At 62.8% G+C, this 14,532-nt stretch carries 16 protein-coding genes and 1 riboswitch; of the genes, 10 read left to right on the top strand and 6 right to left on the bottom strand.

From position 1 onward, the window contains the following. Window positions 1-42: 42 nt before the first annotated feature. Window positions 43-224: riboswitch (cobalamin riboswitch) on the bottom strand. A gap of 107 nt (window positions 225-331) precedes the next feature. After that, window positions 332-1,318 (bottom strand): threonine-phosphate decarboxylase CobD, encoded by a 987-nt coding sequence (gene cobD / locus AB1Z25_RS10305; protein WP_486637173.1) that lies wholly within the window; start codon window positions 1,316-1,318, stop codon window positions 332-334. After that, entirely contained in the window at window positions 1,311-2,237 is a 927-nt protein-coding gene (gene cbiB, locus AB1Z25_RS10300) for an adenosylcobinamide-phosphate synthase CbiB (protein ID WP_486637172.1), read from the bottom strand. The genes cobD and cbiB overlap by 8 nt, the downstream gene beginning before the upstream one ends. A 145-nt stretch (window positions 2,238-2,382) precedes the next feature. On the opposite strand from cbiB, the gene AB1Z25_RS10295 reads away from it, so the two are divergent. Then, window positions 2,383-3,852 (top strand): cobyric acid synthase, encoded by a 1,470-nt coding sequence (locus AB1Z25_RS10295; RefSeq protein ID WP_486637171.1) that lies wholly within the window; start codon window positions 2,383-2,385, stop codon window positions 3,850-3,852. A gap of 130 nt (window positions 3,853-3,982) precedes the next feature. On the opposite strand, the gene AB1Z25_RS10290 is transcribed toward AB1Z25_RS10295, so the two are convergent. Together AB1Z25_RS10290 and AB1Z25_RS10285 are read right to left on the bottom strand one after the other, a co-directional pair. Beyond that, a complete protein-coding gene (locus AB1Z25_RS10290; protein ID WP_486637170.1) occupies window positions 3,983-4,678 on the bottom strand; it encodes a DUF1906 domain-containing protein in 696 nt (231 codons plus the stop codon). A gap of 74 nt (window positions 4,679-4,752) precedes the next feature. Further along, the gene (locus AB1Z25_RS10285; RefSeq protein ID WP_107800004.1) at window positions 4,753-5,061 is read right to left on the bottom strand and encodes a hypothetical protein; all 309 of its coding nucleotides are present in this window, start codon (window positions 5,059-5,061) and stop codon (window positions 4,753-4,755) included. Between the two features lie 327 nt (window positions 5,062-5,388). Between AB1Z25_RS10285 and hpaR the strand changes: the two genes are divergently transcribed. After that, window positions 5,389-5,838, top strand: coding sequence for a homoprotocatechuate degradation operon regulator HpaR (gene hpaR / locus AB1Z25_RS10280; RefSeq protein WP_227108364.1), 450 nt, complete (start codon window positions 5,389-5,391; stop codon window positions 5,836-5,838). Here the strand turns inward: hpaR and AB1Z25_RS10275 are convergent, their stop codons facing one another. Further along, the gene (locus AB1Z25_RS10275) at window positions 5,839-6,639 is read right to left on the bottom strand and encodes a M90 family metallopeptidase (RefSeq protein ID WP_486637169.1); all 801 of its coding nucleotides are present in this window, start codon (window positions 6,637-6,639) and stop codon (window positions 5,839-5,841) included. Window positions 6,640-6,801: 162 nt separating this feature from the next. On the opposite strand from AB1Z25_RS10275, the gene AB1Z25_RS10270 reads away from it, so the two are divergent. The 8 genes from AB1Z25_RS10270 (at window position 6,802) to AB1Z25_RS10235 (ending at window position 13,715) form a co-directional block, all read left to right on the top strand. Beyond that, window positions 6,802-7,998: a cation:proton antiporter gene (locus AB1Z25_RS10270; protein ID WP_227108360.1), complete on the top strand. Its 1,197-nt coding sequence runs from the start codon at window positions 6,802-6,804 to the stop codon at window positions 7,996-7,998. Between the two features lie 4 nt (window positions 7,999-8,002). Then, entirely contained in the window at window positions 8,003-9,136 is a 1,134-nt protein-coding gene (locus tag AB1Z25_RS10265; protein WP_107800002.1) for a YbdK family carboxylate-amine ligase, read from the top strand. Window positions 9,137-9,162: 26 nt separating this feature from the next. Continuing rightward, window positions 9,163-9,966 carry an NAD(+) diphosphatase gene (nudC, locus tag AB1Z25_RS10260; RefSeq protein WP_227108358.1) on the top strand — a complete coding sequence of 268 codons (804 nt, stop codon included), beginning with the start codon at window positions 9,163-9,165 and terminating at the stop codon, window positions 9,964-9,966. Window positions 9,967-10,356: 390 nt separating this feature from the next. After that, window positions 10,357-11,271: an MBL fold metallo-hydrolase gene (locus AB1Z25_RS10255; protein WP_486637168.1), complete on the top strand. Its 915-nt coding sequence runs from the start codon at window positions 10,357-10,359 to the stop codon at window positions 11,269-11,271. A 27-nt stretch (window positions 11,272-11,298) separates the two neighbouring features. After that, window positions 11,299-11,601, top strand: coding sequence for a hypothetical protein (locus AB1Z25_RS10250; RefSeq protein ID WP_107800000.1), 303 nt, complete (start codon window positions 11,299-11,301; stop codon window positions 11,599-11,601). Further along, window positions 11,589-12,428, top strand: coding sequence for an MbnB/TglH/ChrH family RiPP precursor modification enzyme (locus AB1Z25_RS10245; RefSeq protein WP_486637167.1), 840 nt, complete (start codon window positions 11,589-11,591; stop codon window positions 12,426-12,428). Before AB1Z25_RS10250 ends, AB1Z25_RS10245 begins: the two co-directional genes overlap by 13 nt. A 19-nt stretch (window positions 12,429-12,447) precedes the next feature. Then, entirely contained in the window at window positions 12,448-13,119 is a 672-nt protein-coding gene (locus tag AB1Z25_RS10240; protein ID WP_486637166.1) for an HvfC/BufC family peptide modification chaperone, read from the top strand. Window positions 13,120-13,130: 11 nt separating this feature from the next. Next, window positions 13,131-13,715, top strand: coding sequence for an HvfX family Cu-binding RiPP maturation protein (locus tag AB1Z25_RS10235; protein WP_227108348.1), 585 nt, complete (start codon window positions 13,131-13,133; stop codon window positions 13,713-13,715). 208 nt (window positions 13,716-13,923) lie between these two features. Here the strand turns inward: AB1Z25_RS10235 and AB1Z25_RS10230 are convergent, their stop codons facing one another. Further along, on the bottom strand, window positions 13,924-14,463 hold the full coding sequence (locus AB1Z25_RS10230) for a hypothetical protein (RefSeq protein WP_486637165.1): 540 nt from the start codon (window positions 14,461-14,463) through the stop codon (window positions 13,924-13,926). Window positions 14,464-14,532 lie beyond the last annotated feature (69 nt).

The raw sequence follows: 14,532 nt of genomic DNA, 5'->3' as shown, positions 1-14,532 counted from the left end.
GCATGTGCGTATCCCCCGGTACACCCCGCCCGGTTTCTGCTTGCGTCGACACGTATGACGGCCGGTCTCCTGGCTCGCGCGTCGCCGTCCGGCGCCGCCTTCCCGGCCCGTTTAGGGACCAGTGGCGTTAGGCGTGGACTCTGCGCTTACAGTTGCGGGGGCAGCCGCGGTCTTGCACCGCGTTCCCGTTTCACCCTCTGAGAACCTGTTTACGAGCTGCCGCGCGTCTTGGCTGGCGAGCTCGCACACAGGTTTTTGGGGCACCGTCATGATGGGGTCGGATGATACGTGACAAAAACCAGGCTGTGAACAGCTGGCGTTTTGATTTTAATTACAATCGCCGCCAATCCGCCAAGGCCTGTTCCAGCCGCGCCCAGTCCTGTTCGCCGCTAGGCAGGCCAAAGCGCAAGCTGGGCAGGGACTCGAAATAACGGCTCAAGATGCCGCGCCCCGCCAGATGTCGATGCAAGGGCAGGCTGGCCGCGCCGGGAACCCACTGGAACAGTTCGCAGCCGCCGGCCGGGGCGAGTTCGTGCCGCTCCAGACAGTTCCGCAGCCGCGCGCTATCGCGCAGCAGCTTGCTCCTCATGGATTGCTGCCACGCGGTGTCGCCAAGCGCCAGCGTCACCGCTTCGCGCGCCGGACCCGCCATGGCCCAAGGCCCCAGTTCCTCGGCCAGCGCTTGAAGCAGCGCGGCCTGGGCGAACACGAAACCGGCGCGGGCGCCGGCCAGGCCGAAGAATTTGCCGACCGAGCGCAGCACGATCAGGCCCGGCTTGCCGATATGGGGGAGCATGCTGTCCCGCGGCGACGCATCCAGAAACGCTTCGTCGACCAGCAGCCAGCCGCCGCGTTCCGCCAGCCTTTGCCGCCAGTCTTCCAGCAAAGCCGGTTCAAAACGGTCTCCGGTGGGGTTGTTGGGGTTGCAGATTTGAACCACGTCCAGCTGATCAATATTCGCGGCCAGCCCGTCCGGCGTGAACCGTTCCACGCTGTGTCCGCGCCTTTGCCACTGGTAGGGGTGTTCGGCGTAGCACAAGGTCAACATGCCGACGCGGCAGGGCGCTCGCAGCCGAGGCAGCACCTGGATGGCGGGTTGAGAACCGGCCACCGGCAGCAGTTGCTCGCAACCGTAATATTCCGCTGCCGCCGCTTCCAGCCCGTCGTGGTCCTGCGGCAGCCGCAGCCAGCCGTCGGCGGACAGCGGCGGCACTGGCCAGCCATTGGGATTGACGCCGGTGGACAGGTCCAGCCAACCCCCAGGAGGAATACCGTATTCAGCGGCCGCGCGCAGCAGGCCGCCTCCGTGTTCAAGCATGCATGACTCCAATCAAAACAGCCCACAATAGGGAAAGACCGGCCCACAGCCATGCGCCGCGGCTGACCAAGCGCACCGCGCGGCCGATGTCCTGATGCGTGGGCGCGGGGCCGCAGCCCAAGGGCGGGCGCTCCTTCCACTGGCCATGGTAGCGCGCGCCGCCGCCAAGGGAGACGCCCAGCGCGCCGGCGCCGGCCGCCATCACGGGGCCGGCGTTGGGGCTGTACCAAGTGGGCGCCTGCGTTCTCCAGCAGCGCCAGCCGCTTGCCGCGTGGCCCAGCAGCAGATAGGTGAGGGCGGTCAGCCGCGCCGGGACATAGTTCAACACATCGTCGAGGCGGGCGGCGGCCCAGCCAAAATGCAAATAGCGGGCGTTCTTATAGCCCCACATCGCATCCAGCGTGTTGGACAGCCGGTACAGTACCGCCCCGGGCGCGCCCAGCAGCAGAAACCAGAACAGCGCGGCAAAGACCGCGTCGCAGCCATTTTCCAGCACCGACTCAATGGTGGCGCGGGCAATCCCGGCCTCATCCAGCTCGCTCGTGTCGCGGCTGACGATCCAACCCACCCGTTCACGGGCCAAGGCGAGATCGCCGTCGGCCAGCGCCTGTCCGACCGCCTCCGCATGCTGAGCCAAGCTCCTGGCGCCCACCGCCAGGTAGAGCAGAACAAGCGGGACAATGGCTGACAGCAGCGGCAGCCGGGCTAGCAGCCAGGCCGCCAGCGTCAGAGGCAGGATCAAGAGTGAAACGGAGAGGGCGCCGCGCAGACGCATGCGCCAGCGGGGCTCGGCATCGGGCGAGGAGGGGTAGGCAAAGCGCTCAACGGCCCGGGTCAGCCGACCGAAGCCGACCAATGGATGCCAGCGCCGCGGCTCGCCCAACAGGCGGTCCAGCAACAGCGCTAGCGGTAGAAACAATGCGGAATTCAACACACAACCTTATATAATGGCCGACCGCCGCTTGGAGGTATCCAATGCGCAAATTTTTAGGGTTTGGGATGGCCGGAATGAATCAAGCCGCCATTCTAAGCCTTGTTCGCCATCTATGTGCAGGGGGAATGCCATGGCCAAGACCATCATGATTCAGGGCACCACATCCGATGCCGGCAAGAGCGCGCTGGCCACCGGCTTGTGCCGGCTGTTGGCGCGCCGTGGCGTGAGGGTGGCGCCGTTCAAGCCGCAGAACATGGCGCTGAACAGCGCGGTGACGGTGGACGGCGGCGAGATCGGCCGCTCGCAGGCGGTGCAAGCGCAGGCCTGCGGGCTGGAGCCGCATACCGATATGAACCCGGTGCTGTTGAAGCCCAACAGCCATACCGGCTCTCAGGTCATCATCCACGGGCGGGCGATAGGAAATATGGAGGCTCGCGGCTATCACGACTACAAACCGGTGGCGATGAAGGCGGTGCTGGCGTCCCACGCCAGGCTGGCGGGGCAATACCAGTGCATCATCGCCGAGGGCGCCGGCAGCCCGGCCGAGATCAATCTGCGCGACGGCGACATCGCCAATATGGGCTTCGCCGAGGCGGTGGATTGCCCGGTGATCCTGGTGGCCGACATCGAGCGCGGCGGCGTATTCGCCCACCTGGCCGGCACCTTGGCCTTGCTGTCGGAATCCGAGCACGCCAGGGTGATCGGCCTGGTGATCAACCGCTTCCGCGGCGACCCCAGCCTGCTCAAGAGCGGCATCGATTGGCTGGAACAACATACCGGCAAGCCCGTGCTGGGTGTGCTGCCGTATTTGCACGATTTGCACCTGGAAGCAGAGGACAGCATGGGCCTGGACAAGCCGGGCGGCGCGAGCGGCGCCGGCGACAAGCTGCGCGTCATCGCCCCGGCCGCGCCGCGCGTCAGCAACCACACCGATTTCGATCCGCTGCGCCTGCATCCACAAGTGGAATTCACCCTGGTGCGCGCCGGCGCGCCCATCCCACCGGCCGATCTGATCGTGCTACCCGGCAGCAAGAGCGTGCTGGCGGACCTGGCCTGGCTGCGGGCGCAGGGCTGGGAAGAAGCGATACGCCGCCATCTGCGCTACGGCGGCAAGGTGCTGGGCATTTGCGGCGGCTTGCAAATGCTGGGCCGCAAGCTCCACGATCCAGACGGACTGGAAGGCGAACCGGGTAGCGGCGACGGACTGGGCTGGCTGGACATGGAAACCACGCTGGCGCGGGAAAAGCGACTGACGCGGATGTGCGGCCGGCTGACCTTGGACCACGCCGAGGCCGCCGGCTACGAAATCCACATGGGAGTCAGCTCCGGCCCGGCGCTGCAGCGGCCAGCGCTGCATTTCAAGGACGGCGGCGCGGACGGCGCGCGCTCGGAAGATGATCAGATCCTGGCCACTTATCTACACGGCGTCTTCGACGAGCCGGCCGCCTGCCAGGCCATCCTGCGCTGGGCCGGATTGCAAGACCCCGTGGCGCTGGATTACCCGGCGCTGCGAGAAACCAATATCGACAAGCTGGCGGACATGCTGGAACAGTTTTTGGACCTTGGGCCTATCATCAGCGGCTTGCCTAAAGGCGATTGAGTCATTGAAGCCCAGGGGTGGGCTTCAGGCGGGTTCTGGCGCTACCTTGGTTTATCCTTATGTTCGCATAATGTATATTATGTCAAATAAAGGAGGCTAGGAAAAGCGCTCCAAGTTCTTCGCCGCTTTATCAAGCCCTCTCCGTCAGAACCTGCCATCTCACCGTGCCGCCCAACTGGTCGGTTTGCGTCTGATCGGCGTCGATGCCGATCCCGTTCACCGGCTGAGGCACCAGGGTCTGCACCATTTGGTAGCCCCGTTGCGGGATCTCCGGCACGCTGCTGCAAGATTGCCAGTAATGCTGGAAAGGCAATTCATACAACTGCGCTCCGCTCAATCCCGCGTCGGACCCTACATACAAGCCTGGCGCGTAGCCCGCGGCGGAAACCGCTTCAAACCATTGCGAACAATAGTCGGCCACATCCTGCGCCGCCGTCCCGTTCGCCACGCCTTCCAGATCGCACCAGATGTTCACGCCGGGCAATAATCCGACCGTTTTCGCATGCGCGGCGGTGTTCTGGCCGTCGCTTTTGCCCATGGCCGCATTCGGCGACCAGCCGGGCTCTCTCACATGTTGCACGGTCATCAAGGCCAGGCCTGCTTCAAGAATATCCTGCGCTTCGCTTGCGGACAGGTCTGAGGCGTCCTCATCGGACCCTAGCGAGAGATAACGAACGCAAAACTGGTAGCCGGAAGCGGCGAACTGCCGGGCAAGCTCCAGGGACAGCGGCGTATCGGCGTCAAAGCCATGCGCGCCGGCCGGAGCGGCTTCAACGCAGACTCCGCTTGGACTGTAAGAGGCGTTCATCTTCTTGGTCTCACGCAAAAAACAACACTCATCAGCATAAGCCAGGCGGCGTCTTGCGCAGTGGCCATTGGGATGGTTGCGTCCTGGAATGACTATGTTTCGTTTTGACGCTTGGTCGCGGGCTTGTGAAAACAATCCGGCGGCGGGTTGCCCTTGATGGCGGCGCTGTAGATTTTTCTGGCCAGCGCGAAATCGGACTCGCCGTAACGCGATGGGTCAGCTTTCAGCGCCTGCTCCAACATATTGGTCAGGTGGGCCCATTCCTTATCATTTAACGTTACGGTGACGGTATTTGCCCGGTACTTTCGTTGCCGTTCCGCCCCGGACATTGCAAGGCCGGTACTAGGACGGCCGCGCTTCCTGCCAGCGGCGGCTTCGCCTTGTCGCTGTTCTTCCTTCATTGCCCGCCCTCCTCTGCCCGTTTCTGCCTGTTGGTCCAAGTTAATTATGCGTCACTGTGACGTAAATTCAAAATTATCGTCACCGTAACGCAAATTATGCTCTTGGAGGCTATGTCGCTTGGCGCTTTTGCCCGTTACTTCGCCCGGTATGCATAATTAATTCAATGAATATATGGTATTGAGATGCTATTTTTTTTGTTTTTGGATTAAAATTTGGAATAAAGTAAATATGTGACAGGTATTTGCATGGCATTTTATTTGTCGAGTTCGCCCTCTCGGGCGATAACCAGCAACACTGGCTGCGCGCAGCCGGAAGCAACGATCTAAATGACCAACAAAAACATAAAACTACATAATCAACGGCTGCCCCAGCACCTGCTGCGGGCCAGGGAATCGGTGATGGCTTACTTCCGCCCGATCCTCAACCGTTACGGGGTGACAGAGCAACAGTGGCGCATTCTGCGAGTGCTGGAGGACTTTGGCGATCAGGAGGCCGGCGTTATCGCGGACCGGGCTTGCATCCTGCCGCCAAGCCTGACCGGCATCCTGGTCCGCATGGAAAAGGCGGGGCTGATCCATCGTCAGCGCGACCATGTGGACAGCCGACGTCTGATCATTTCAATGTCGCGGGACGGCCGTGACCTGATTCAACAGATCTCCCCGCTGGCGGAAGACTGTTATCGCCAGATAGAAAGCCATTTGGGTCAGGAAAAGCTGAGCCAGTTGCTGGGCTTGCTGGATGACCTGGAGAAGCTGCCGGCGCCGCGCGCCGGTTGATCAGAACTCCGGGCCCGGGGCGGGGTCCGCCTCGGGCTCGGGCAACCTCGCCGCCGGATCTTGGCGGTAGAACAAGACAAGCTGCTCGTACAGCTCCGGACAGTCCAACTTGAGATGGTGCGGCAGCTCGAAAAAGGCTTCGCTCAACACGGCGAAGAACTCGGCCGGGTTCTCCGCCGCGTACGGGTCCAGCCAGCCGGGATCGATGCCGCGGTCCAGCATGCGGCACAACAAGCGATAGCCCCGGGACCAGACGCGGCTCCATTGCGCCTGTTGCATGCCCTTGTGCAAGGGCGGCGAACCGTTGGCCGGGCCGTTGAGCATGTCCAGCTTGTGCGCCACTTCGTGAATCACCACGTTCCAGCCGTCCAGCTGCTCGGAAGCGCGCGCGTCCGGCAGCGACAACACCACCGGGCCGTCCTGACGGGCCTGGCCTATCAGCACGCTCTCGCTTTCATGCTGCAGGCCTATGCCGTCCATCCAGATGTCGCGCGCGACAAACGGCGACGGGTACAGCACCACGTCGTTCCAGCCGCTCAGGGCGGCTTTGCCCAGATTCATGGCGGGCAGCGCCATTTGCAGGGCCACGCTGGCGCATGAGCGGGCGCTTAAGCGCACCCCGTCTTGGCCGGAGAAGCTTTTGCTGCGCAAAACCCAGGCCGCCAGTTCGATCAGGCGCGATAGCTCCGCCTCGTTCAGCCCCGCCAGCAGCGGCATGCGCGCAGCCTGCTCTCGCAGCGCGGCCATCGTTTCCGGAGCGGTTTTGCCGGATAGCGCGCGGCGAATCCACTCAATCACCATGAACTCTCGTCCCGTTTTATCGTCTCTCATACTCTGAGGGCGATTTCGCGCATTTCAATGCGCGTCCCATCCGATCCGTCGCAAGACGTCAACATTCCGCTTTCGCTGCGTCGGCTCAGGCTGGCGCGTCAGTCAAAATCAAAAATAAACGGGGGAATTATCATGAGCCTGCCTTGGCAAACGCTGGCGCTCAATCCTTTGGCGGCATTCGGCGTGCTCTTGTCGCTGGGCGTGATTGGCGGCCAGATCGCCGTGCGGGTGGCGCGTCTGCCCGCCATCGTCGGTTATGTGCTGACCGGCTTGCTGATTGGTCCGCACAGCCTGCGGCTACTGGACGAGCAACTATTGCAGCAAGCGTCCATCTTCGTGCACCTGGCCTTGGGCATTGCGCTGTTTGAGGCCGGGCGCCGCGTGGATTTGCGCTGGCTGCGAGTGGAACGCACCTTGTTGCTGACCACCTTGTTCTATTGCCTGCTGACCTTGCTTGGCCTGTTCGCCGCCTTGCAGCTGTTCGGCCTGGGTCTGGCGGCCAGCCTGATGCTGGCGGCGCTGGGCGTGGCCACTTCGCCGGTGGTCACGCTGGAGATTGTGCGGGAGTCTAACGCGGACGGCCAGGTCAGCGAACGCCTGCTGGTGGCCACGGCATTGTCCAATCTGCTGGCCCTGCCCTGCTTCGCGCTGGCCTTGTCCTATGGCCATCTGTCCGGCAACAACGGCGTGGAAAGCGGCATTCTGCTGCCGGGCTGGCTGACCTTGGCCTCCTGTGCGCTGGGCCTGTTGGCCGGTCTCGCGGCGATCCAGCTTAATCGCTGGCTGGGCGGCCGGCAGCGGGAATCGCAGAAAGTCATGCTGTTCGGTTTGATCGCGCTGGTGGTCGGCGTGGCGGACATGCTGCAGGTCTTGCCGTCCCTGGCCTTGCTCACGGCCGGCCTGGCCACGCGCAACCTCAAGCACGGCCATACCGTGACCGAACGCGGCATCATGTCGTCCGCCCATATCTTTACCGTGGCGTTCTTCGTGGCCGCCGGCGCGCAACTGGCGCCGCAGTCGCTGGCGCAATTCTGGCCGGTGGCCCTGGCCTGCCTGCTGCTGCGCACCGGCTTCGCCGTGTTGATCTGGTGGCTGGCGGCCGGCGCCAATGGCCTGCCCAAGCGCCACGGCGCCTGCCTGGGCCTGGCGCTGAACTCCTGGTCCGGCGGCACTTCGCTGTTGATGAGCTTGGGCGCGATTTCCCTGGGCGCCGCCGCGGGAAACTTCAGCGGAGTGATGATGGCCATCCTGGTGATCAATGAATTGTGCGCGCCGGTGCTGACCCGCCTGGCCTTGAAGCTGGCCGGCGAAACCCGGCCGCAGGAGTGAGACGATGCTGGAATTCAACCGCAGTCAGCCGCTGACCCTGGGGGTGGAGCTGGAGCTGATGATTCTCAATCGGCGCGATTACGATCTGACCCGCGGCTCGGACGATTTGCTGTTGCAGGTGAATCGCCTGCAGCACGGTTTCGACATCAAGCCGGAAATCACCCAGGGCATGATTGAGATCGGTACCGCCGTGCACAGCGATGTCAACAAGATGCTGGAGGAGATTCTGGCCATCCGCGAGCTGCTGGTCAGCAGCGCGCGCAAACTGAATCTGGGCCTAGCCGGCGGCGGCTCGCACCCGTTCCAGCATTGGGACGAGCAACGCATCTACCCCAAGGAGCGCTATCACCTGGTGTCCGAGCTGTACGGCTATCTGGCCAAGCAGTTCACCGTTTACGGCCAGCACATCCATATCGGCTGCCCGGACGGCGACAGCGCGGTGCGCCTGACTCATTATCTGGCGCGCTACATTCCGCACTTCATCGCGCTGTCCGCGTCTTCTCCGTTTTACCAGGGGGTGGACACGCTGTTCCAGACCTCGCGGCTGACCAGCGTCAACGCCTTCCCGCTGTCCGGCTGCATGCCTTGCGTCAACAACTGGGCGCAGTTCAACGACTATTTCCGGCGCATGGCCAACCTCGGCATTGTCGCCAGCATGAAGGACTTTTACTGGGACATCCGGCCCAAGCCGGAGTACGGCACGGTGGAAATCCGCATCTGCGACACGCCGCTGTCGGTGGAGACGCCGGTGCTGCTGGCGGCTTACGCGCAGATGCTGGCGCACCGCTGTCTGAGCGAACGCCAGGACGAGGTGTGTCAGGAACATTATCTGACGTATAGCTACAACCGTTTCCAGGCCTGCCGCTTCGGCTTTGACGGCATGCTGGTGGATGCCGGCAACAATAGCCAGATCGGACTGCAGGAGGATTTGCTCAACACCTTGAATCAGCTGGAGCCGCAGGCCGAGGCGCTGGGCAATCAGGCGCAGTTGACCGCCTTGCGCCAGCGGGTGTTGAAGCGGCAGTCCGACAGCGCCTGGCTGCGGCAGGTGTTCGACGACAGCGGTTCTTTGTCCGAGGTGGTGCGCCGGCAAAGCGAACACTGGATGTACGCGGCGCCGGGAGTGGGCGTAAACTGAGGGGCTCAAACCTTAACCAAGCCGCCATGCCATTCGACCTGCCCGCCCTGCCCGATCCCGCGCTGCCTGCCCGCTACTGCATTTTCGAAGGGCCCAAGATCCTGTTGCTGGACCAGGCCCTGCCGGATGACCGCGCGCGCGCCTGGCCGCTGGCCCAGATCCTGTTCATCGGCGTGCATGAGGAACACAATCTGTTTCTGGCGGAACTGGTGGGCGCTCCGCCGGCTGGCTGCGAGTGGCTGGCCCTGCGCCCGGCCTTGCTCAGCCTGCCCTCCGGGCTGACGCCGGCCATCGCCCGCGCCGCGCAAATCCGCCAGTTCCAGCGCACTCATCGTTATTGCGGCCGTTGCGCCGGGCCGCTGCTTCAGCGGCCGGACGATAGCGGCAAACGCTGTTCCAGCTGCGGCCAGCTCTACTATCCCAAGCTGTCGCCGGCGATGATGGTGGTAATCCATCGCGGCCGGCAATTGTTGCTGGCGCGCAGCCCTCATTTCGTCCCCGGCGTCTACAGCGCGCTGGCCGGTTTTGTCGAGCCCGGCGAAACCCTGGAGGAATGCGTGCACCGCGAGGCGTTTGAAGAGGTGGGCGTGCGCATCAAGAATCTGCGCTACGTCTGCTCTCAATCCTGGCCCTTTCCCCACTCGCTGATGCTGGGCTTTACCGCGGAGTACGACAGCGGCGACATCCAGCCTCAGGAGGGCGAGATCGAAGACGCCGGCTGGTTCGACATCGACGCCCTGCCGCAAACGCCGACGCCCATCTCCATCGCCTATCAATTGCTGAATCACACCGTGGCGTGGCTGCGCGCTCGGGACGAGGGGCGGGCCTAGCCGCATGGCGGAGGGCCCCGTCTCGCCCCCGCGCTACACCCCTATCCATCTTTCCATCACAAGCAGGCCGGCGCGCCTGCTTGATCCTCCACATCGTTTTGACGCTGTCCCCGTCTACTTCCTCCGCGCTCTCCCGTCGCCGCCCATCGCCGAATATTCAAGGGATCTTCACCTCTGCATATAAGTTTTTCTACTCATATCTATAAATACAAAAAGTAATGCTGATATAAGCGCGGTGATAAGCTTTAGTCATAGCCAAAGCGACGCGACTCCCGCCTGCAAGGGGAAATCTCGTCGAATTCAATGAAACACGGCGGCGATGACGCAGGCCGGCCTCCCTCCTCAGGCCAAATCACCGCGCCGCACAAGGAGCGCAAAATGAAAATCCGCATGCTTGCCTTATCCCTCTTGCTGGCCTGCGCCGCCAACGCTTCCCTGGCCAGCCCAACTCAATGCGAAAACAAAGACTACGCCTTGCAATTGCTGGGCTCGGGCGGGCCGATCTCCGATGACGGCCGCGCTTCGTCCGCCTCGCTGATCTGGTGGAAGGGCAAGCCGGTGGCGCTGATAGACGCCGGCGGCGGCGCCTTTCTGCGCTTCGGCCAATCCGGCGCGCGGCTGGAAGACGTCGGCTTTATCGGCCTCAGCCACTTTCACACCGACCATGTATCGGACTTGCCCGCGCTGCTTAAGGGCAGCTACTTTTTCAGCTCGCCCCGCGCCATTCAGATGTCCGGCCCAACGGGCGGCGCCGGCTTTCCCAGCCTGAGCGGCTTCATGAACGCCCAGTTCAACGCCAAAAGCGGCGCTTACGCCTATCTGTCCGGCCTCTACTCCGGCCAGGGCGACATCCCGCTCAAGGTCTCGCTGTCCAATGTGGACTACCGCAAGACCACGCCGACCACGGTGTATGAAAAAGACGGCGTCCGCATCAGCGCGCTCGGCATTCCGCACGGCGAGGTGCCCTGCCTCGCTTATCGGATCGACACCAAGGACGGCAGCATCGTCGTCTCCGCCGATCAGAACGGCGGCAACCCTCGCTTTATCGATTTCGCCAAGAACGCGGACATTCTGGTGATGCCGCTCGCCATCGACGAGCAGGCGGACCCCGCCTCCGCCTTCCTGCACGCCAAGCCGTCCGTCGTCGGCCGCATCGCCGCCGCGGCGAAGCCCAAGCAGCTGGTGCTCAACCATTTCATGGGCAAGGGCCTGCGGCTCAAGGAGCAATCGATCTCCATCGTCCGCCGTTATTACCCAGGCCCGATCCACGCCAGCCGCGACCTTTCATGCTTCCCGGCGCATTGAGCGCCGCCATCCCAAAGGAGAACCGACATGAAAAAACAGATCATTCTTTCCATCGCCATGACATCCTTGCTCGGCCTGAGCGCCGAAGCCGCATTGGCGGCGGAAGCCAGCCAGCCGGCGCAAGCGGTGAAAAGCCAAAGCGGCCATGGCGGCAAATGCGCCAGCGGCAAGTGCGGCACGGTGAAGATGTATGAGAAAGCCCCTCTCCGGCACGATCCGCAAGATCAATTGGTGCGCGCCCGCGACGGCAAGTGCGGCAAGACCGGCCAAGGCGTCCACTCCGACCAAACCGGCAAGGGAAAAATGGTGGAGGGCGTATGCGGACAATAAATCAACAGGCTGTCGGCGTGGGGCTGCGCGCCGAACATGCCCAATGGCTGGCCGATCACCCCCCGCAGCCTGAAATCGACTTCCTGGAAATCACGCTGGAAAACTGGATGGACATCGGCGGCCGCAAACGCGAGCAGTTGGACCGTCTGGCGGAGAAATACCCGTTGATCTCGCATGGGCTCAGCCTGTCGATAGGCGACGAGCTGCCGCTGGACGCGGACTATCTCCAGCGCGCCAAGCGCTTTCTCGACCGCTATCGCATCCGCCTGCACGGCGACCACCTCAGTTACTCCCGCGATCGGCAAGGTTATTTGTACGAACTGCTGCCGATCCCCCGCGGCGAAGCGGCCGCGGCGCGCGTCGCCGCCAAGATACGCCAGGTTCAAGACCTCCTGGATCGACCGTTGATCCTGGAAAACATCAGCTACTACCACGCCCACGCCGGCCAGATGGAGGAAGCGGACTTCATCCGCGCCGTTGTCGAACAAAGCGGCTGCCAATTGCTGCTGGACATCAACAACGTCTACGTCAACGCCTGCAACCACGGCTACGACCCGCGGCGCTTCATCGCCGATCTGCCGTCCCAGGCCATCCGCTACTTCCACATCGCCGGCCACTGGCGCCGCGACGACGGCATCTTGATCGACACCCACGGCGCGGCCGTATGCGAGGAGGTGCTGGAACTGGCCCGGCACGCCGTGGCTTTGCACGGCTCCCGTCCGCTGCTGCTGGAGCGCGACAACCAGTTGCCGCCGTGGCGGGAACTATGCGAAGAAGCGGCCGCGCTGCGGCGCCGCATCCACCTGCCGGCGGCCCAGGCCGCCTGAGCGCGGCAAAGGAGACATCATGAACGCGATATCGGACATCGAAACCTTCAGCCGGCGGCTGCGGGGCGGCCCGGAGGCCTTGGGCGAGCGTTCCGTCGAGCTTTACCGCCAGTTTCTGCGCGGCAATATCGAGGAAGTGCTGAGCCATGTCTTCCCCTTGTTCTGCGCCAGGCTGTCGGCTGAGCAGCTGCGCGGCCGCATCGACGACTTTTTGGCGGGTCACGCCTCGTCCAGCCCAGAGTTCCACCACATCGCCACCGAGTTTCTCTGTTTCTCCCAAGCCGGCCTGCCCGCGGATCTGCGGCAATGCCTGGAATACGAGTGGCTGCTGTTCAGCGTGGAAATAGACGAGGCCGTCGTGACGCCGCCCTCCGCCGGGCTGGCGACGGAAAGCTCCGTTTTCTCGCTCAATCCCACGCTGGCCTGCCTTGAACTGCAGCTGGACTTCGCCGGGCTTGCCGGCCCTTACGCCATCTTTCGCGACGCCCGACATCAGGTGATCCGGAAACCGCTGGGCGCCTTAGATCGCTGGCTGCTGGAGGCCTTGCGGACGCCTTGCGCCTATCCGGCGCTGTCGGCCGAAGTTCCGCCCGACGCGCTCTGGACCTGGCTCAAGGAAGCGCTCGCCACCGGCTTGATACAGATGCGCGACATGCGCGCGCCGGCGTCCGACGCCGGCCGCCCAATATGAGGAATACGAAAATGATTGCCAAGATAATGAATGGTTTCGACCGGGCGCTTGCGGCTTGCAAGCAATACGACTTCATCGCCCTGCTGGGCGTCCGCCTCTATCTGCTGCCGGTGATCTATGTCGGCGCCCACTCCAAGGTGGTCGGCTTCAGCGCGGCGGTGAGCTGGTTCGGCGCTCCGGCCAGCGAAGGCGGCCTGGGCCTGCCCTTCCCCGTGCTGTTCGCCTTTCTGGCCGCGGCCACCGAGGTGCTGGGCCTGGTCTGCATCGCGCTCGGCTTGTTCACCCGGGTGATGGCCATCCCCATGATGGTGCTGATGAGCGCGGCCAGCGCTATGGTGCACCTGCCGCGCGGCTGGCTGGCCATTGCCGCCAAGGACATGGAGTCCAGCCAACGCTTGGCCGGCTTCCTGTCCTGGCTGGCGGAGAACTTCCCCGGCCGTTACAACTACATTACTGAACTGGGCGACCCGGTCATCCTGAACAACGGGATGGAGTTCGCCGCCACCTACTTCGTCATGCTGTTGGTGCTGTTCTTTTACGGCGGCGGCCGCTACGTCAGCGCGGATTACTGGCTGCGCAAGCGCTTTGCCGCTTAAAAGCGTTTCAAAATCCGCTGCGCGTCAAGCCGAGAGCGTTCTCGGAATGAGCGGCCAATGATGGCCGCCCGTCTTTTGGTCAGTTCGAACAAGCATGCCGGCCGCCTATAACAGGCAGTAGCTGGCATCCTCATGTCGGCCTCCTGTTATGACCATGAGCCCCAGCCTGATTTGGCTGGGGTCTTTTTATGCCCTCGAAAAAAGGGGCCTATCCCCTGATGGCAAGATGGTGGCCGACTAAAATGACGCAAATTGAAAATGCGATCGAGTCATAGGCAAGCAAGAATTGATAGGCATTGCTACCGGCATACGAAAGAAAGGCGTATCCGGCAGAAACCAAGAGCATCCCAAAGAATTTTTTCTTGCTTCTTTTGCTTGGGCCCTTATCGTAGTAAGCGAAAAAATTGGCCAAAGCGCTGGTGAAGGCGGTCCCGTATACCGTCCAACTGGAAGAGGTGCGGGCCTCGTAGATCGCGAGGCTGTTCAGCGCGCACAGTGTGGCTTGCAAGAAACCTGCTCGCCCGGCTTTCCAATTGAAATGAAACTGCAGTTCCCTTTGGGTCTGTAACCACAGCCAGCCAATTCTTGCCGTTGCAAAATTCCAGCACTCTCTAAAAGCCATAAGGTCGAACTGCAAGTTCGGCGCCCATGGAAAGTTCTGATTCAGAATTCTCAGCGTTTCGGCCGCGCTTGTTTCGATATCGACTCTCATCCCTTCCGGAGTGAGAAAATTGCCATCTCCAGTCATTTGTCAGTCTCCCATAAGGGGTGAGTCAAATTAACGATTGGCGTGCCGATTAATGTCGCCGTTACATCA

This window comes from Chromobacterium sp. HL1, assembly GCF_057418835.1.
Note: the sequence above shows the minus strand (reverse complement) of the source record. Positions and strands in the feature narration are given on the sequence as shown.